Origin of the sequence: Chitinophaga sp. XS-30 (assembly GCF_008086345.1) — a bacterium.
Classification (GTDB): domain Bacteria; phylum Bacteroidota; class Bacteroidia; order Chitinophagales; family Chitinophagaceae; genus Chitinophaga.
The window spans coordinates 3,596,494-3,615,514 of the sequence record NZ_CP043006.1; the positions used below are offsets into that span (position 1 = coordinate 3,596,494).

14 protein-coding genes are annotated in these 19,021 nt (G+C 52.3%); 7 read left to right on the forward strand and 7 right to left on the reverse strand.

From position 1 onward, the window contains the following. Window positions 1–292: 292 nt before the first annotated feature. From FW415_RS14760 to FW415_RS14770, 3 genes are all read left to right on the forward strand, one after another. Window positions 293–727, forward strand: coding sequence for a nuclear transport factor 2 family protein (locus FW415_RS14760; protein ID WP_148386372.1), 435 nt, complete (start codon window positions 293–295; stop codon window positions 725–727). 99 nt (window positions 728–826) lie between these two features. Beyond that, a complete protein-coding gene (locus tag FW415_RS14765) occupies window positions 827–1,033 on the forward strand; it encodes a hypothetical protein (RefSeq protein WP_148386375.1) in 207 nt (68 codons plus the stop codon). 1 nt (window position 1,034) lies between these two features. Continuing rightward, window positions 1,035–1,436, forward strand: a complete 402-nt coding sequence (locus tag FW415_RS14770) for a hypothetical protein (RefSeq protein WP_148386378.1) — start codon at window positions 1,035–1,037, stop codon at window positions 1,434–1,436. 160 nt (window positions 1,437–1,596) lie between these two features. Here FW415_RS14770 and FW415_RS14775 read toward each other — a convergent pair whose 3' ends face one another. The 5 genes from FW415_RS14775 to FW415_RS14795 all read right to left on the reverse strand — a co-directional run bounded on the left by FW415_RS14775 (window position 1,597) and on the right by FW415_RS14795 (window position 9,231). Continuing rightward, window positions 1,597–3,777 (reverse strand): ATP-binding protein, encoded by a 2,181-nt coding sequence (locus FW415_RS14775; RefSeq protein WP_168208830.1) that lies wholly within the window; start codon window positions 3,775–3,777, stop codon window positions 1,597–1,599. 173 nt (window positions 3,778–3,950) lie between these two features. Continuing rightward, a complete protein-coding gene (locus FW415_RS14780) occupies window positions 3,951–4,472 on the reverse strand; it encodes a ferritin (protein ID WP_148386384.1) in 522 nt (173 codons plus the stop codon). 33 nt (window positions 4,473–4,505) lie between these two features. Continuing rightward, the gene (gene murI / locus FW415_RS14785) at window positions 4,506–5,333 is read right to left on the reverse strand and encodes a glutamate racemase (RefSeq protein WP_148386386.1); all 828 of its coding nucleotides are present in this window, start codon (window positions 5,331–5,333) and stop codon (window positions 4,506–4,508) included. A 41-nt stretch (window positions 5,334–5,374) separates the two neighbouring features. Further along, entirely contained in the window at window positions 5,375–8,296 is a 2,922-nt protein-coding gene (locus FW415_RS14790; protein WP_148386389.1) for an FAD-binding and (Fe-S)-binding domain-containing protein, read from the reverse strand. Between the two features lie 29 nt (window positions 8,297–8,325). After that, complete coding sequence (locus FW415_RS14795; protein ID WP_148386391.1) at window positions 8,326–9,231, reverse strand: DUF72 domain-containing protein; 906 nt, start codon at window positions 9,229–9,231, stop codon at window positions 8,326–8,328. A gap of 183 nt (window positions 9,232–9,414) precedes the next feature. Between FW415_RS14795 and FW415_RS14800 the strand changes: the two genes are divergently transcribed. The 3 genes from FW415_RS14800 to FW415_RS14810 are packed head-to-tail and all read left to right on the forward strand — an operon-like array spanning window position 9,415 to window position 13,637. Further along, window positions 9,415–10,830: a glycogen synthase gene (locus FW415_RS14800; RefSeq protein WP_148386394.1), complete on the forward strand. Its 1,416-nt coding sequence runs from the start codon at window positions 9,415–9,417 to the stop codon at window positions 10,828–10,830. Window positions 10,831–10,840: 10 nt separating this feature from the next. Beyond that, window positions 10,841–12,118 carry a glucose-1-phosphate adenylyltransferase gene (locus FW415_RS14805; RefSeq protein WP_148386396.1) on the forward strand — a complete coding sequence of 426 codons (1,278 nt, stop codon included), beginning with the start codon at window positions 10,841–10,843 and terminating at the stop codon, window positions 12,116–12,118. A gap of 55 nt (window positions 12,119–12,173) precedes the next feature. Next, window positions 12,174–13,637, forward strand: coding sequence for a glycoside hydrolase family 130 protein (locus FW415_RS14810; RefSeq protein ID WP_148386398.1), 1,464 nt, complete (start codon window positions 12,174–12,176; stop codon window positions 13,635–13,637). A 24-nt stretch (window positions 13,638–13,661) separates the two neighbouring features. Here FW415_RS14810 and FW415_RS14815 read toward each other — a convergent pair whose 3' ends face one another. Together FW415_RS14815 and FW415_RS14820 are read right to left on the reverse strand one after the other, a co-directional pair. Next, window positions 13,662–14,675, reverse strand: coding sequence for a glycosyltransferase family 4 protein (locus FW415_RS14815; protein WP_148386401.1), 1,014 nt, complete (start codon window positions 14,673–14,675; stop codon window positions 13,662–13,664). Between the two features lie 195 nt (window positions 14,676–14,870). Next, window positions 14,871–17,153, reverse strand: a complete 2,283-nt coding sequence (locus tag FW415_RS14820) for a glycosyltransferase family 4 protein (protein WP_148386404.1) — start codon at window positions 17,151–17,153, stop codon at window positions 14,871–14,873. Window positions 17,154–17,396: 243 nt separating this feature from the next. Between FW415_RS14820 and bshC the strand changes: the two genes are divergently transcribed. After that, window positions 17,397–19,010 carry a bacillithiol biosynthesis cysteine-adding enzyme BshC gene (bshC, locus tag FW415_RS14825; protein ID WP_168208831.1) on the forward strand — a complete coding sequence of 538 codons (1,614 nt, stop codon included), beginning with the start codon at window positions 17,397–17,399 and terminating at the stop codon, window positions 19,008–19,010. The last annotated feature ends 11 nt before the right edge of the window (window positions 19,011–19,021 follow it).

Here is a 19,021-nt window from a genome sequence, read left to right on the forward strand (position 1 = left end):
ATGGAGCCTCGGATGTTTAAAATAATCATTCCCCTGTGTGTTTAATGATTATTTTGAACATGCCGGCTTCATCATGGATAGTGGTTTTACAGGATTTTTACACAACTTAAAGAAAATCTACTGATACTTCGCTTATGCCGGGCAACAGAGACGGAACAGTTTCCTCCTGCGAAGCTAACTTTTTCCTGAAAAGTGAATAAACATTTTGTATTTTGAAAGGGTTCCACCAAACCCGTATGAAAATTGTTAAACTGAACGGATCCCATCCGGCTGATAAAACAAATATTAACTGATGAAATACTTATTATCCATTATCATGTTGAGTTCCTTCTTCAATTTTGCCGCTGCACAGACCAAAGATGAAGCTGCCGTGGCCAGTGCTGTGGAAGCATTGCGAAAAGCCATGGTGGACGCGGATCAGGCGGAGCTGGACCGGTTGACGGCCACGAAGCTGAGCTACGGCCATTCTTCCGGCAAGATTGAAGACAAGGCCGCTTTTATCGGGAGCCTGCTCAGCGGGCAGTCGGATTTTGTGAGCATTGACCTCAGCGATCAGACTATTGCCGTAACCGGACAAACGGCCGTCGTACGGCATACACTGAACGCCAAAAGCAATGATGGCGGCAAACCAGGTTCCGTGCACCTCCACATCATGCTGGTATGGGGCCGGGATGGCGGAAAATGGAAGCTCGTCGGCAGGCAGGCCGTAAAGGTTCCCCAACAGTAAAATTATTTTGACAATCAACAGCATGGGGAGGCAGCAATGCTCCCCATTTTTGTTATCCCTCAGGCACGGTCTTTGAAACATCTAACCCCAAAAACAGCTATGAAGGATAACCAGGGAGTGGATTTTATCGGCATGATCAAAGACCGTTTTAACATGCTGATCAACTGGATGAAGCCTTCCCCCCGGGACCCCGCAGTATTGGCTATATTGAAGCTGATCCTGAAAATTCCCGTTTTTGTCCTGTTGCTGGCATTATCCCCGGTGATCATGATCATCCTGTTCTTTGTTTTCCTCGCCGCATTCTGATATGAAACCATTCTTCTCCATTCCTTTCCTCCTGATGCTGCTGGTCTTTCTATTGCACCAGCTGTCGCAAAAAGTGCTCGGCATACGCATTCCGTTTGCAGACAACTACCTTGATCCCTTTCTGTTCGTACCCATAATGCTGCATTGCCATGCTGCGGAACGCCGGCTGATAAACCGGTTGCGTTACGGCGCGGGTCCTGCCTGCCGGCTGTCACGGGAACGGATCGTTGCCGGTACTTTGCTGGCGATAGCGGTTGGTGAATGGCTCTTCCCTGCGCTGGACAGCCGGTTTACGGCGGACTGGCTCGATGTGCCAGCGTATGTTGCCGGTGCGCTCAGTTTTGCAATGCTGATGAACAAAGGGTGTCCGTATGCGAACATCACTGTACAGAATCGCACATGACAGCAATACCAATACTTTTGATAATGAGGTGATTATGAAAGGAATAGTGCATGGCACTATCCTTGCCATGCTTGCTGCAGTTTACGTTTAGCAAAGAAATCCTGGCGACAAGATTGCTACAGCCAGGTATCTAATGACCTTAACCACGCTTCGCGCGTGGTTATTTTTTTGCGCCGGATTCAACGACCGGCGGGCTTTCCTTGCCGCTGAAAGACGTGATCTTTTCCAGTACATCCTGTTCGCGGAAGGGTTTGAGAATATAGCCATTCATGCCTGCGGCCATATACTTGTCCAGGTCTTCTTTCACTACATTGCCGGTGATGGCGAGTATGGGCAGGGATGCTTTTTTCGGGTCTTTCAGGAGGCGGATCTGATGTGTGAGTGTAAGGCCGTCCATCACGGGCATCTGTATGTCGGTAAGCACAATATCGAAATCATGTTCTTCCAGCAGCTTCAGCGCTTCTTTCCCGTTTTCTGCGGACCGGTAATTTACTTTCAGCTTTTTCAGGATCAGTTCCAGCAGCCTGCGGTTAAGCGTATTGTCGTCCGCCAGCAGTACATGCGATACCCTGGGCATGGTAACTGCAGCGGGTTCCTGGGGCCTCTTGGTGATCAGTACCATCTGCGCATCCGAAGGTTTGTAGGGAATGGAGAACCGGAAGGCAGAACCTTTGCCTGGCGTACTGGTGACTTGTATCTCCCCTCCGTGCAGGTCTATGATCTTCTTCACGATGGTCAGCCCCAGCCCGGTGCCTTCCGCCCTGGCACTGCCAGCCCCTGCCTGTGTGAATTCTTCGAAAATATGCGAAAGATTTTTTTTGTCAATGCCCACACCAGTGTCGGTCACCGTTACTTCCAGCAACATTTTGCCCTGTATCTGGCGCAGGGTGGCGGTAATGGTTACTTCGCCGCGGCTGGTGAACTTGATGGCATTTCCTACAAGATTGAACAGGATCTGTTTAAGCCGGAATGCATCGCCGTTCACGGTCACTTCTCTGGGAAAATTGCAGGCGGCCTGTAGTCCGATGCCTTTTTCCGTTGCTTTGATATGGAGCCCCCGGGCAATATCGTCGATGACTTTTCCGGGAGAGAAAGGAGCGCTTTCCAGGGTGAGCTTGTTCTCTTCCAGCTTGGAAAAATCCAGTACGTTGTTGACAACGGAAAGCAGCATATTGGCGGATAAATTAATAGCGCCAACGTATTCGGACTGCTCGGTATTCAACCTGGTTTTTCCCAGTTGTTCGGAAAAGCCTATCACGGAACTGAGCGGTGTTCTGATCTCATGGCTCATGCTGGCCACAAAATCACTTTTCAGCTTCGAAAATCGCATGGCCTGATGCCGGGCGCTGTTAAGGGATATGCCGGTGCGATAATTCCGCCATAACAAGGTAAGGATCGCCAGGCCGAGACCTCCGATCAGCAGGATAATATACAGGGTTTCCGTATTCAGCTCGTTCAGCTTTGCACCGATGTCGTTCCGGAGCGCCAGCTGCCGTTGGCGGGCGGCTTCCATTTCATCCTCCTTCAGCAGTTGAAGGTTGCTGAGCAATGTTTTCAGCAACCGGTCATTGGAAACGACCATATCGTATTCTTTCCGGTTCAGCTGCGCATGCCCCTGTGATATTTGCCGGAAGGCCCGGTTATAATAGTCGTGTATCTTCTGCATCTGTTGCTGGCTATACTGCAGGCCATCCCCGGTGGTATCCAGCGACACGCTGGTTTTGACGATCTGCCTGCCGGCAACCGTATCCGTTTTGGCGGATTTATTGGAAATAGCATCCGCCAGCCGGCCGAACAGTTTTTTTCGTTTCACGGGTACAACGGGGGTACGGGAAATGATAGAATCTACCCTGACCTTTTCCCGGGCGATGGGGATGACCGGTGCACGGAAAACTTCGGTCCGCTGTGAAGTATCCCACCCGGTGTTCAGCGCCAGCAGAGAATCCATCATGGAACGGACTTCCAGGTATATGCCCGTTTTATAGGCCTTATCCACCAGCAGGCCTTTCAGATTGCCTTCCCGGCGGTTCTGCGCTTCCACAGAATCCAGCCTTTCCGTGATGCCCCGCAGCGCCGTGATATAATTGACAAGATGTTCATGCTGATAAGTGAGGGTAAAGAGACGGAAGTTATTTTCCGCAGCATACATGTTCTGAATGGCATGATCTATCTGTTCTACCTGGCTGCGCACATCCGTCAGCTCTGTAACGGCGGCATGAAGCTGCCTGAACCGCTGTTGTTTGTAATAACCGATGAGCACAATGCTGATCAGCAGGAGTATCAGCACGGCCAGCAGAATATACCTGTATAAAAGCCGTCTGTTCCCGGGTGGTGTACGCATGTGGGATGGTATCGGTGTAAGGTCCATTATGGTATAAGTAGGTGTATTAATGTTTCATATGCTGGTTACCGGGTTGGGTCTGTCGCGGATGGGAAATGCTGGACGGGAACAGCAGAATGGAAGCGGAAAATACAGCAGCACTGTATCAACAGCGCTGCTGTAACGGGCGTATATCAATGTCCTTTGCCTCCGCCGCTGATCTGCATGCGAATGTTCTGGATATCACGGTCAAACAGGTAAAGACCACTCTTGTCTCCCCCGATCAGCTCAAGCTTTTCATTGAGCGTGCGGGCGAGCCTTTCTTCTTCTATCTGTTCGGAAACATACCATTGCAGGAAATTATGGGTCGCATAATCCTTTTCCTGCAGCGCCATATGCACAAGATCATTGATGCTTTCCGATACCTTGATCTCGTGTGCAAGGAATTCTTCAAATACTCTCTTGAGTGACTGGAAGGTGATGATGGGCTGCCCCAGGTGCGGCACAATACCAAATCCGCCGCGTTCATTCACGAACTTGATCAGTTTAAGCATGTGCACTCTTTCCTCATCGGACTGGTTATAGAAGAAGTCGGAAACGCCTGGCAGGCCAGGCTGAATGTCTGCCCAGGAGGCCATAGCGAGGTAGGCCTGCGATGAGGCGGCTTCCAGCGCAACCTGGGCGTTCAGTGCTTCTTGGATCGTTTTACTAAGCATATGATAAAGGTCTGTTTAAACTAAATATACGAATTATAAGGACAGGTGCCTGCTTTTGACAGGCGCCTCAAAAAAGATGCCTGCCTGCCGGTCGAAGGTCTCGGTATCGTCCGTGGTAAAGAATTCTCTTGTTCCGCCGGTGCTGCATTTTTCCGCCATTTCCGGATGTCTTTGCAGATAGTCTTTCAAACCGGCTGCTGCAATGCTTCCCTGTGAAAGCAACTGCACACCCGGCGGCAGATGTTGCTGCAGCTTACCGATGAGCAGGGGATAATGCGTGCATCCCAATACGATCGTATCGATATCAGCCGATTGTACCATCAGCTGGCGGACGTATTTCCGGATGAAAAAATCGGCGCCATCGCTGTTATACTCATCGTTTTCCACCAGCGGCACCCACATCGGGCAGGCCTGCTGGTACACGGTGACATCCGGAAAGAATTTTTCTATCTCGATAGGATAACTCTGCGAATTAACTGTTCCTGTGGTGCCGAAAATGCCCACCTGCCGGCTGCGGGTGTATTTGCCGACGATCTCCGTAGTTGGCCGGATAATTCCCAGCACCCTGCGTTCCGGATCGATCTTCGGCAGGTCGTTTTGCTGGATGGTGCGTAAGGCTTTGGCAGAAGCCGTATTACAGGCCAGCACCACCAGGTGGCAACCCATATTGAACAAATGCTGCACGCATTCCAGTGTATAATGGTACACAGTTTCAAAAGAGCGGATCCCGTAAGGCGCCCGGCTGTTGTCTCCCAGGTAGATATAATCATACTGCGGCAGCGTTTTTACGATTTCCTTCAGTACCGTCAATCCGCCATAACCGGAATCGAACACGCCTATCGGGCCTTGCTTTTTATTCATACCTGCCAAAATTAAGTCATTTTACCTGTCCGGGAGGCCATTCAGGCCAGCGCATCGTGCAATATTTCCACCGGATGCAGGGCATGCGCTCCTGTTCCGTCTTTGATCTGGTGCCTGCAACTGGTGCCGGGCGCAGCGATCAGTGTTCCTTCGGCAGCGTTGCGCACGGCGGGGAATAACACCAGTTCACCGATCTTCATCGATACATCATAGTGTTCTTTTTCATATCCGAAAGAACCGGCCATGCCGCAGCATCCGGAAGGGATGATCTCCACCTCGTAGCCTTCGGGGAGGCTCAGTATCTTTTTGCTGTGCAATACGCCGGACAGGGCTTTCTGCTGGCAATGCCCGTGCAGCCTGATCTTTTGCTGCGCCGGCCGGAACATGCCGCTGTGGATATGCCCGAGGTCCGCCTCGATGGACAGGAACTCGTCTATCATATATACATGTTTGGCCAGCTGCTTCGCGTCTTCCCGCAGGGTTTCGCCCACGAGGTCCGGGTACTCGTCCCGGAAACCCAGGATGGCCGAAGGCTCAATGCCCACCAGCGGGATTTTCTCCGAGATGAGCCGGCTGAACAGGCGCACGTTCTTTTCGGCGATGACCTTTGCTTTCCGCAGAAAACCTTTGGAGAGCAGCGCGCGGGCGCTTTCCGGATGATCGACGGGTATTACCTCGTAGCCCAACCTGCGCAGCAGCTGTACGGCTTTAATGCCTACATGGGTATCGTTATAATTGGTGAACTCGTCGCAGAACAGGTAAACTTTTCTTTGCTGCTTGCCGGTCTGCGGGTGCTGTTGCAGCCATTTGCGCAGTGTTTTCTTTTCCAGCGTTGGCATGGAGCGTTCCAATGCAAAGCCGGATATCTTTTTGATCAGCCGGGAAGGCGCGGCTGTTTTCACCAGCCAGTTGTACATGCCCGGGGCGATGGCGGCCAGGCTGGTCAGCATCCTGAAATTGCCGATCATCCAGGTACGGAGGGATACGCCGTTGGCATCGTAATAATGCTGGAGGAATTCCATCTTCATCTTCGCTACATCCACATTGGAGGGGCATTCGGACTTACATCCCTTGCAGGCCAGGCAGAGGTCCAGCACATCATATATCTCCTGATGGTCGAACCTGTTCTCTTTTGTGGATTGGGTCAGGAACTCCCGCAGGATGTTGGCGCGGGCGCGGGTGGTATCCTTTTCGTTGCGGGTAGCCATATAACTGGGGCACATGGTGCCGCCGCTCAGGTGCGTCTTGCGGCAGTCTCCGGAGCCATTGCACTGTTCCGCATGCTGCAGGATGGTCTGCTGCGGGAAGTGGAATACGGTTTTCAGGTCCGGCGCTTTCTGGCCCGGTTCATACCGCAGCATGCTGTTCATGGATGGCGTATCCACGATCTTGTGCGGATTGAAGATATTTTCCGGGTCCCAGGCGTATTTGACCTCCTTCAGCAAAGCGTAGTTCTTCGGACCGATCATCTGCTCGATGAACTCGCCCCGCAAACGCCCGTCACCATGCTCGCCGCTGAGGGAACCGTTATATTTTTTTACGAGGGCGGCGATCTCCTGTGCAATGATGCGGAAGAGCTCATTCCCTTCTTTGGTCTTCAGGTTGAGGATCGGCCGGAGGTGTATCTCACCGCTGCCGGCATGGGCATAGTGTACGGAGAAAAGATCGTATCGCTGCAGGATCTGGTTGAATTCCGCAATATAAGCGGGAAGATCTTCCACGGCCACAGCGGTATCTTCTATCACCGGCACGGCCTTTTCATCGCCGGGCAGGTTGCTGAGCAGGCCCAGTCCGGCTTTCCGGAGAGTCCATATCTTTTTGGTGTCCTCACCGAAAAGGAGGGGAAAATGATATCCCAGTCCCGCCGCCTGCATTTCCGCCTGCATTTGTGCGGCGATGGCCGTGATCTCCTCCCGGGTGTCGCGGCAGAACTCCACTACCAGGATGGCGCCGGGGTCGCCCTGTACAAAGAAGCGGTTCTTGCGCTGTTCGATATTGTCTTTTGTGCATTCCAGGATGAAATGGTCGATCAGTTCACTGGCGCTTGGTTTATAGCGCATGGCGATGATATTGGCGCGCAGCGATTCATCGATCGTATTGAAATGCACGCACATCAGACCGGTTTCTTTCGGTGGAAGGGGGGATATGTTCAGCCGTATCTCGGTGAGAAAGGCCAGTGTGCCTTCAGAGCCGGCGATCAGTTTGCAGAAATTGAAATCTTCCCGGCCATAGGTGAACGGCGCTGTTTCCAGCAGCATGTCAATGGCATAGCCGGTATTGCGGCGGAGGATCTCCGGTTTTGGGAACTGTTTCCGGATCTCCTGCTGATTGTCCGCGTTGCCTAGCAGGGTGCGGATTTGTTTGTACAGCGCTGTTTCCAGTTTTCCGTCATTGGCTTCGCATTTGGCATGAAAGGCTTCCGGGCTGAGGGCTTCGAATACCGCATCGGAGCCGTCGCTCAGGATGGCTTTTACGGAGAGCAGGTGCTCCCGGGTACTGCCGTACACCACGGAATTGGAGCCGCAGGAGTTGTTGCCCACCATTCCGCCGATCATGGCGCGGTTGGCGGTAGAGGTCTCCGGCCCGAAATAGAAGCCGTAGGGCTTCAGAAAAAGGTTCAGCTCATCGCGGATCACACCGGGCTGCACCCGTACCCACTTTTCAGCGGTATTGATCTCCAGGATGCGGGTGAACGTCCGTGAAACATCCACAATAATGCCTTTGCCCACCACTTGCCCGGCCAGCGAAGTGCCGGCGGTGCGGGGAATGAGGGAGGTTTTATGCTCACGGGCGAAACGGATCAGGGTCCTGATATCTTCTTCGTCTTCCGGAATAGCCACTGCCAGGGGCATCTCCCGGTAGGCGGAGGCATCCGTGGCATAGAGGGTACGCATGGTATCATCGAAATACAACACGCCTTTGAGAGCCTGGCCGAGTTGTATCAGCTTTTCACGCTTGATCATGGCGCGAAATTAATACTTAACCGGGATTGTTAAAAGAGGGTATTATCAGAATGGGTCTGCGGATAAGGCACTTTTAACCCGCAAATGGCTTCCAGCCTGCCTGCGAGGTAGGCGCTCAGTTCAGGGACGGCCGTTTCATCGGGCATATGCATGAAGAACCAGGTATTTTCCAGCCCATGGTCCATCCAGTACCTGATCCGGTTCAGCCAGTCGTCCACACGGCTGTAATCCGTAGGATGGAGGTGGTTGCCTACGTAACGGATAAAAGTGTGGGCGATGGGGAGGTGCATATGCACCATATCCCGCCGCCCTGCTGTATCCGTGATCACGGCGCCCATATTGAGGTTGCGCAGGGTGCTGAAAAGCTCCTGGCTGTGCCGGGGATCGCTGAACCAGTCCGGGTGGCGGACCTCCACAAAGAACTCCAGGTCCACCGGCAGGGAGGCCAGGTAGTTGAACAGGTTGCTTTTCCGCGATGGGCCGAAACTTTCGCTCAACTGCAGGAAGATGGGCCCCAGGTGTTCCCCGAACTCCACAACCCCTTCCAGGAAGGCGCTGGTCTGGTCCATGGCATTTACCAGGTTGCTGTAATGGCTGATGCCCTGCGGCACCTTCGGGCAAAAGAGGAAGTCCTGCCCGGCCACCTTTTCCTTCCATTTCCGGATCGTGTCCGGCGGATATATGCGGTAATGTGTGGCATTCAGCTCAATGCTGTTGTAGACTTTTGCGTACCGGGTAAGGAAATCCTTTTCCTTTGTACCTTTTGGAAATACGTTGCCTACCCATTCTTTCCGGTTCCAGCTGGTGCAGCCAAGCCGGAAATCCGGCCGGCCGGAGGGTTTGCCCCTGAGCGCGGCTTTGTTGAAAACCGGTTCTGCAGGCAGTTTGAAGTCGATATCATTCAGTGTGGCCGGGTTGACGCGTCCGAATTGCATAAATAAAAATAAGGAACCCGCCTCACAAAACCATCGGTTCCGGACAACAGCGGCAGCATAACATTTAAAACGGGCTAACGTTGCCGGTTACTTTTTTAGGTACTTTTGATTTTAACGTTTAATTTTTCCCTACTCCTTTGATTTCTAAGTTTTCCGAGTTAATTTATAAGCAATTACATCAGCATGGAGATTTTACACGTCAGCGCGGAGTGTTACCCGGTAGCAAAAGTGGGCGGTTTGGGAGATGTGGTGGGTGCTTTGCCTAAATATCAACAGTCGGCCGGAACGATCGCCAAGGTGGTGATGCCGGCCTACAACACTGCTTTCAGGGAAAAGCATTCCTACGAGATCGTGCATCAGGGCGGATTATGGCTGGGACACGACTGGTACCACTTTAATGTCTGGAAGGAAAGTACCAATGCACTGGGATTCGACCTTTACCAGGTGGATATCCCCGGCTTGCTGGACACGCCGGGCGTGTACGGCTATATGAACGATACCGAGCGGTTCCTGGGCTTCCAGGTGGCGGTGCTGGACTGGCTGAACGAATGGCAGCATCAGCCGGATGTGGTCCATTGTCATGATCATCATACCGGCCTGATACCTTTCCTGCTGCGTTTCGGCTATAAGTACAGCCGGCTGAAGCATATCGCTACGGTCATGACCATCCATAATGCCCAATACCAGGGACAGTTTGGATGGGACAAGCTATACCTCATCCCGTCTTTCGACCTCTGGAAAAGCGGGATGCTGGACTGGCAGGGAGCGATCAACCCGCTGGCTTCCGCTATCAAATGCGCCTGGAAGGTGAACACGGTATCGCCGAATTATATGGAAGAGCTGTTCTATTCCGCCAACGGGCTGGAAGGCCTGCTAAACGCCGAGCGAAGCAAGGCTACCGGCATCCTCAACGGTATCGATGACAAGGTGTGGGACCCGGCTACGGACGAGATGATCGCCACCAGGTACGGCCTTGCGGACGTGACCAAAGGCAAAAAGGCCAACAAGCAGCATCTGTGCAAGACCTTTGAGCTGGACCCTTCGCTGCCGTTGTTCGTTTTCATCGGCAGGCTGGTGGGAGAGAAGGGGGCGGACCTCCTGCCCGAGATCATCGGCCGGTCGCTATACGAGCATCCGGGTGAGCTGAATTTCCTCATCCTGGGTAGCGGGGACGCACATACGGAATGGATGCTGCAACAGGCCCGGCAGTATGCCGGTACGCACTTCAACGTCTTTATCGGTTATAATGAAGCGCTTTCGCATCAGCTGTATGCCGGTGCGGATTTTCTGCTGATGCCTTCCAGGGTGGAACCCTGTGGCCTGAACCAGCTGTATGCCATGCGCTACGGGACTGTGCCGGTCGTGCGGACCACCGGCGGGCTGAAAGATACGGTTGTGGATTTCGGTGATCCGGGAGGTTTCGGTATCCGTTTTTTCCACGCATCCACAGGTGATGTGTGCCATGCCATCGGGAGGGCATTGGAATTGTACAGGAGTAAAGTGAAATTTTCAAACATCAAAAAAACAATCATGCAGCTGGATCATTCCTGGGATAAAGCAGCGCAATCATATATTGATCTTTATACCAGCCTAAAGTAAATCTTACGTTATGTCTAATGCCGTTATCTCAATCATCCTTGGAGGAGGGGCCGGAACCCGGCTTTATCCGTTGACCCGGAGCCGTTCGAAGCCCGCAGTGCCCGTAGCCGGAAAATACCGCCTGGTGGACATCCCCATTTCCAATTGCCTGAATGCGGATCTGCACCGCATATTCGTGCTGACCCAGTTCAACTCCGCTTCGCTGAACAAACATATCAAGAATACCTACCATTTTTCGCATTTCAGCAAAGCCTTTGTAGACATTCTTGCGGCGGAACAGACGCCGGATAACCCCACCTGGTTCCAGGGTACAGCGGATGCCGTAAGGCAGATCCTGCGCCACCTGGAGAACTTCGAGTTTGACTATGCCCTGATCCTTTCGGGTGACCAGCTGTACCAGATGGATTTTCGCGAGATGATCGATCATCATATCGCCAAAGGCGCAGATATTTCCATCGCTACCATTCCCGTGCATGCCCGGGAAGCAACGGATTTCGGCATCCTGAAAACGAACGAGGAGAGCTTCATCACGGCATTCATCGAGAAACCCAAAAAAGAACTGTTGCCGGAATGGACCTCAGAGGTAAGCGCGGACATGCACCGGGATGGGCGGGAATACCTGGCGTCCATGGGTATCTACATCTTCAATAAACAGCTCCTGTTCGATCTGCTGGCCGGCCAGCCGGAAGCAACGGATTTCGGGAAGGAGCTCATACCCAATGCCATCAACCAGCATAAGGTGCTCAGCTTTCAGTACGAAGGGTACTGGACGGATATCGGGAATATTTCATCGTTCTTTGAAGCCAATCTCGGCCTGACGGATGAGATACCGCAGTTCAACCTTTTCGATGACAGCAAGACCATCTTCTCCCGTGCCCGCATGCTGCCCCCGGCCAAGATCTCCGGGACCACGCTGGAAAAGACCGTCATCGCGGACGGCTGCATCATCAACGCCAGCAGGCTGGAAAGATGCGTGGTGGGTATTCGTACCCGGATCGGCAAAGGCACTACTATCAGTAACAGCTACCTGATGGGGAACGACATCTATCAGACGCTGGACGAGATCAATAATGCCCGCAGCAAAGGCCGTCCGCCTATTGGTATCGGCGACCGCTGCTATATCAATAACGCCATTATCGACAAGAATGCCTGCATCGGCAACGATGTGCGGATCAACGGGGGCAAGCATATGGAAGACGGCGATTTTGAGAAATATACCATAAAAGATGGCATCGTAGTTGTGAAGAAAGGGGCAGTGCTGCCTGACGGGTTCCAGTGCCTGGCCTAGACCGGCGCCGTTCGGGAGCATCATCATTTAAAGCTTAAAATAAACAAACAGATCTATGAGATTGTCCATTGAACGGCAGACGACAAAAGTTACACCCGACCTTAAACGGGTGGTGGCCCGGTTTTTCTTTAACGGGGATGCCCGTGCAAAGGGCATTATCCTGAAAGTAATGGAAATGACGGATGTAGAGGTGGATATAACGATCACGCCCATACTCCGTGAATTCTCCAAGCGCCACCGGAACATTACCCGGGTTTTCGAAAGGCATGCGGACAAACTGAAGAACCTCTTCCTGGCACTGAAGATCGATCCGGAATCCATTGAGATGAAGCGCAGGTTGCTGATCGGTTCTTTTTTTACGAATGAATTTTCCATCGAGTCTGCCGCGTTCTTCAATCCTTCCATTGTGGAGGATGTGGACCAGAGCGGGCTGGAAGAAGGGGAAAAACGCATCATCCTCAGCTTCCGGGCAGTAGGGGAAGGGCACGTATCCTCCATTGTATTCCGCCGCGCTACCATCAACCGGAACAATGATATTACCATCATCCCGGCCGGTAATTATGTAGATGAACCGGATATTATCCGCAACGCAGAATATCACAAGCATATCTTTTTTCAGAACGCCTCCTCCATCAAACTGCCCGATTCCGTGATCCGTGAGGTCAGCAACGGCCTGCCGGATACTTTTGTGTATGTGGAACTGAAACGGGTGATCCGGGAAATGCAGCAACGCTACCAGGTGGACCATCTGTTGAAACGCAACCTGGAACGGTTGCTCTGGCTGGCAGATTCCTATTATGAGATCAATTTTTCGCTGGATACGGATATTTCCGACCGGGTGATCTTTCCATATTCCGATGCCGAAAGCCGCGGGATTGAGGATGCCCGTTTCGTGAAATATACCGGCGACAAAAGCGGGGTGACCTATTATGCCACCTACACCGCTTTTGACGGAGTGACCATTCAGCCGAAATTGCTGGAGACGCGGGACTTTTACCACTTCAAGATCATGCCCCTCTATGGAGAGGGTGCACAGAACAAGAACCTGGCGCTGTTTCCCCGCAAGATCAACGGCAAATATGCCATGATGTCCCGCATAGACGGCATCAATAATTACATCATGTATTCGGACAAGATCAATATCTGGGAGAATCCTGTGATACTGCAAACGCCGAAATATCCCTGGGAATTCGTGCAGATCGGTAACTGCGGCTCACCGATCGAAACGCCGGAAGGATGGCTGGTGATCACCCATGGCGTAGGGCCAATGCGTACTTATTGCCTGGGCGTTACCTTGCTGGACCTGGAAGATCCGACCAAGGAGATCGGCAGGCTGAAGGAGCCGCTGCTGATACCGAACAAGGATGAACGGGAGGGATATGTGCCGAATGTGCTGTATTCCTGCGGTGCGCTGATCCATAATGACGAGCTGGTCATTCCCTATGGTCTTTCTGATTACGCTTCTACCTTCGCTACGGTGAACCTGGCGAAACTGCTGGAAAAGATCAAAGCCGGATAGGCTTCCGGCAGGTGCTTCGCGGTGTTATGACCGGTGAAGCACCTGCTCATATACCTTCACATAATCACCGACCATTTTTTGCATGCTGAATTGAGACATGGCCCATTCGCGGCAGGTCTTCCGGCTGATGTCATGCAGCTGATCCACCCGTTCTATCGCATCTTTCAGCCCGCTCGCCAGAAATCCTGTTTCACAATCCCTGACAAGTTCCGGCATGGAGCCTCTGCGGTAGGCGATCACCGGGGTGCCGCACATCATGGCTTCCGCCACGCTCAGGCCGAAAGGTTCATCGAAATGAACAGGATGCAGCAGGGCTTTCGCTTTGCCAAGGAGCGTGTTCCGTTCCACCGGCCCGGCCGGGCCAATGTACTGTATCTGTTCCCCGTCGATCAGGGGCTGCACTTTCTCATGGTAATAACTTTCATCCTGGATGATGCCGGCCATGATGAGGCGCATCTTGTTCGCTTTCGCGATCTCGATGGCATCACAGGGACCTTTGTCCGGATGCATACGGCCGAAGAAAAGGAGGTAGTCCTCCGGGGTTTCACAGAAATCGAAGCTGTCCGGATCAATGCCGTTGTACACAGTTGCCGTGTAACGTAAGTGCGGGCTCCGGTCCGAATTGCTGATGGATACATAATGCCCGATATCATTGTAACGCTCGTACACCGGAATGATCTTCTGCGAGGAAAACCCGTGGATCGTGGTTACCACCGGCGTTTTCACCAATCTGGAGTAGGTCAGCGGCAGGAAGTCGAAATGATTATGGATAATATCATAGTCCCCGGCCTGTTCCATGAGGTAACTGATATGCATACACTCCATGACCTTTGCATCCTGGTTTTTGTCTTCTTCATACCCGTCTGCATACAGGGATTTAAGTGTTCCATGCGTGTGTGAGTTGGAAGTAGCGTAGAGTGTTACTTCGTGGCCGTGACTTTCCAGGCCTTCGGCTACGTTCGAGGCCATTTGCTCCCAGGGGCCGTAGTGCAGCGGTGGTGTCCGCCACGCTACGGGGGAGAGGATCGCTATTTTCATCCAGGTAATATTTGTCTTTTCAATGGTTGGATGGAACTTCGTTTCATCCGGATAATAATTTGTCTATTCAGTGGTCGGATGGAACTTCGTTTCATCCGGGTAATATTTGTCTTTTCAATGGTTGGATGGAACTTCGTTTCATCCGGGTAATATTTGTCTTTCAGTGGTCGGATGGAACTTCGTTTCAATCCCGGATCAAATGATCTTGCTTACCATATTGGCGGTGATGAGGGTTGTGGTCTGGGCTGCTTTTTCCTGGCGGGGCACGGCCATTTCACTGCTTTTCAGCACGGCAAGATGGGAAATGAAATACGCCAGAGTGCTTTCGGCGCCCTGGTTACGGTTCAGTCCGTCTTTTTCCAGCCCGTCGCAGCACCCGTGTGTCTCTGCATCATACAGGGAGATACGGAGCGTATTCTCGCCGAGGAACCATTTATAGCAAGTGAACATTCTCTGGAGATAGCCGCGGTTGCCGGTGAGGGCATGCGCCTGCTGATAGAGCAGCACCATAGCCATGGTCTCAATGGCCTGTTGGTCAAATACCGGGCATTCGCCGCCTTCGGTGTGCCAGCCGTCATTGCCAACGGGACTGAAATAGCCCTGGCTCATGGTGACCTTTTCGAGGAAGGCCAGGCTCTCCAATCCGATCGTTTTCCAGGTCTCGTTACCGGTCACTTCCGCTGCATGCAGCAACGCGAGCGGCAGGATGCCGTTATCGTAGGTCATGGTTTTCTCGAACCACTTCCAGTCTGCATGACTATTTTGCTCCCAGGCGTTGACGATTGGTTTGATCAGCGTGTTCAGCGCGGCGAATTTCCCTTCATCAGAGGGGTGATAGTTCAGGTAGTGGCAAACGCCGATGATGGCATTGGCTCGGCCCCGGAGGTGTTCCAGCGCAGCAAAATGCTGGAAAGAGCGATGGAACAGCTCCGAAGCAAACTCGCGGTAAGAATTGTTGGGGGCATACCGGATGAGGTAGCCTAATGCCCATATGGTTCGGCCGAAGGAATCTTCGGACCCGACTTCATCCAGGTACTGGCGGCTGAAGCTGAGGAAATTCCGGAAATTGCCGTCCGGTGTTTGCATGTAATGGATATAACTCAGGTAGATAGGCAGCAGGTCCTGTGCTTCCTTGGTCTTGCGCATCTGGTGGGCCATGATCATCAGCATCAGCGCGCGGGCGTTATCATCAAGGCAATACCCCTCCTTCAGGTTGGGAATGCCGTATTTGGCGTGTTGCACAATACCGGTGTCGTCTGTCAGCCTTTTGATATGTGAAAGGTTGAGCGGCGGCATCTGCGAAGCATCCGGCATGAGGCGGGTATTGTTTACCGCGGAACGTGGCGTGCTGTGTATCCTGCGCATCAGGTTACGGTATCGGGCGCCAACCCGGCTCCACTGCAATTCGGCGCCGTAATCCGCCGCTTTGCTGCGCAATCCTTCCAGCGCCAGTTCATCGTCCAGCAGGTTATTGATAATTTGCCCCAGCTCATTGTGCTGAGAGAAGCCGAACAGTTTGCCCCGGCCTTCATCCAGCAATTCCTGCGCATACCAGTAAGGAGTGGAAAGTACGGCTGCACCGGCGCCGAGCGCATAAGTGAGCGTGCCGCTGGTGATCTGTGTCTCGCTCAGATAAGGAGTGATATAGATGTCGCTGTGACGGAGGTAAGCAAAAAGATCATCTTCAGAAAGGAATTTATCCACGAACAGGATATGGTCCTCCAGCTTCAGTTCCGAAATGAGTGAGCTCAGGCTGTTCCGGTATTCTTCGCCGGCATGGCGCAGCACCGCAGGATGGGTTTTTCCTGCCACGATGTAAAGGGTATCAGGATGCTTGGAGATCACAGCGGGCAATGCCTTGATCACGGTCTCTATGCCCTTGTTGCGGCTTAGTAACCCGAAAGTGAAGAGCACCTTGCGGTAACGCATGATTTCGGGGAGCTTTTTTTCATCGATGCGAAGATTGCCGAAATCCGGTACGCCATGCGGGATGAGCATCATCTTGTCCTCATTCACCTCATACAGATTGGTCAGGAAGCTGATAGCGAGTTTGCTCATAACGATCACTTTCTGCGCATGCCTGGCGATCTCGCGCACGATGAGCTGTTGTGTGAACGAAGGTTCACGCAATATGGTATGGAAAGTGACGATATAAGGTACTTTAAGCCGGTTCAGGAAGGGCAGGATATAAATGCCGCTTTCTCCTCCGAAAATGCCAAATTCATGCTGCAGCACCACTACGTCCACGCCGCTGTTATTCACATGATCCGCCGCAGCCAGGTAATCCTGCATATGATGCTGACGGACGGTGAAGGTCACTTCCGGAGGGTACTCATACGTTTGCCCGTCATCGTTCATCGCGATCACGGATACCTCCGGGGCTTCTTTATCCTGAGATACGGCACGGATAAGGTTTTCGGTAAATGTTGCAATTCCACATTCCCGGGGAAAATACGAGGCTATATACGCAATCTTCATACTGAAACAGTTTTTTAGCATTCAACAATCAATCAAGGGTTACAGGGTGTGAAAATCATTCACGGAATGTTTAATATTTACAAATTGGCTGCCAGAAAAATCAGCTATCATTTTGGCACGGTCCGGTTTTGACGCCGGAAATATGATAAGTGGCAACATTGTGAAAAATGAAATATGTAATTTCAAACTTCAAATTTGGTAATACGCAATTGCCTTATCTTCGTGCATTCAAATTTCGAGGAAGTGATCAATCATATACAGCCAGTCGTTAGTCATCATTATTTACCATTTATTGATACAGGTTATTGTAGTCCGATCATTGCGGATTTTCTGACGGCCAGGCCGCCGCTGCGTCCCTTCTATGAACACACGGCCGTAGACCCCGATTTCGGAAAGGCCATTGCGGTGAAGGCGATGCAGCCCATGCGCAGAGACCTCCTGGCGGAAGCTTTGTATCAGCAATACGGTGGAATAACGTTAAAAGAGGAAGTAAGGGCGAATATCGGCCTGTTGCAGGCCACGAATACTTTTACCGTGTGTACGGCACATCAGCCGAACATTTTTACGGGATATCTCTATTTCGTGTACAAGATACTACAAACTATCGGACTTTCCCGGGAACTACAGCTGAAATATCCGCAACACCACTTTGTGCCGGTGTATTACATGGGCAGTGAAGATGCGGACCTGGAGGAGCTGGGCTCCATTAACCTGGAAGGGAAGAAGCTGACCTGGAATACAAAGCAGACCGGCGCAGTGGGGAGGATGGAAACGACGGGGCTGGAAGCCCTCATTCAGCAGGTGGAAGACAGTATCGGCTACGGCCCGTTCGCGGTTGAGCTGCTGGGTATGCTGCGTAAAGCTTACCTGGAACATTCCACCATACAGGAAGCCACGCTGAGCCTGGTAAATGACCTGTTCGGGCAATATGGGCTGGTGGTGCTGATCCCCGATAATCCGCTCTTCAAGCAGCAACTGATCCCCGTGATGGAAGAGGAGTTGTGGCAGCAAAGCTCCGCGGGGATCGTGGGGAAAACGATAGAGAAACTTGCGGAAAATTATAAAGTTCAGGCAAATCCCCGGGAGATAAATCTTTTCTATCTGAAGGATGACAAGCGGGAGCGGATCGTCAGGGATGGGGAACTGTGGAAAATCCTTCACACTTCGTTGTCATTCACCGGGGACGAATTGAAGAAAGAATTATATGAACATCCGGAGCGTTTCAGTCCTAATGTGATCCTGCGCGGGCTTCTTCAGGAAACCATCCTGCCGAATGTGGCCTTCATCGGCGGTGGCGGGGAGGTGGCTTACTGGCTGGAACTGAAGGAGCTTTTCCTTCGCCATAATGTGCCTTATCCCGTTGTATTGCTGCGCAATTCCTTTCTCTGGGTAAAGCGGGAACAGGATGAACGGCTCAAAAAGCTGAACATCTCAATAGAGGCGCTGTTCGGGGATACAGAGCTGCTGGTCAACCGTTTTGTATTTGAGCGCACCAATGCGGCGCTCGTGCTGCGCGACGAATATGCCGCTGTGGAAAAGCTGTACAATGAGATGGAGGCCAAGGCCCGGTCTATCGATATCACCCTGGTGGCTTCGGTGAATGCGGAGCGCAGCCGGGCGGTAAAATCCGTAGGCAAACTGGAGCACAAATTCCTGCGTGCGGAGAAGAAAAAGTTTGCCTGGCAGACGGACCAGATACGGGTTTTAAAGGAACAACTGTTCCCGGCCGGTTCGCTGCAGGAAAGAAAGGAGAACTTCATGCCTTATTATGCGCAATACGGGCCGCTGTTCTTCGAATATATCCTCAAAGGGCTGAAGCCGGTGACGGATCAGTTCTGTGTGATACGGGAGTGCTGAGTGAGATCAGT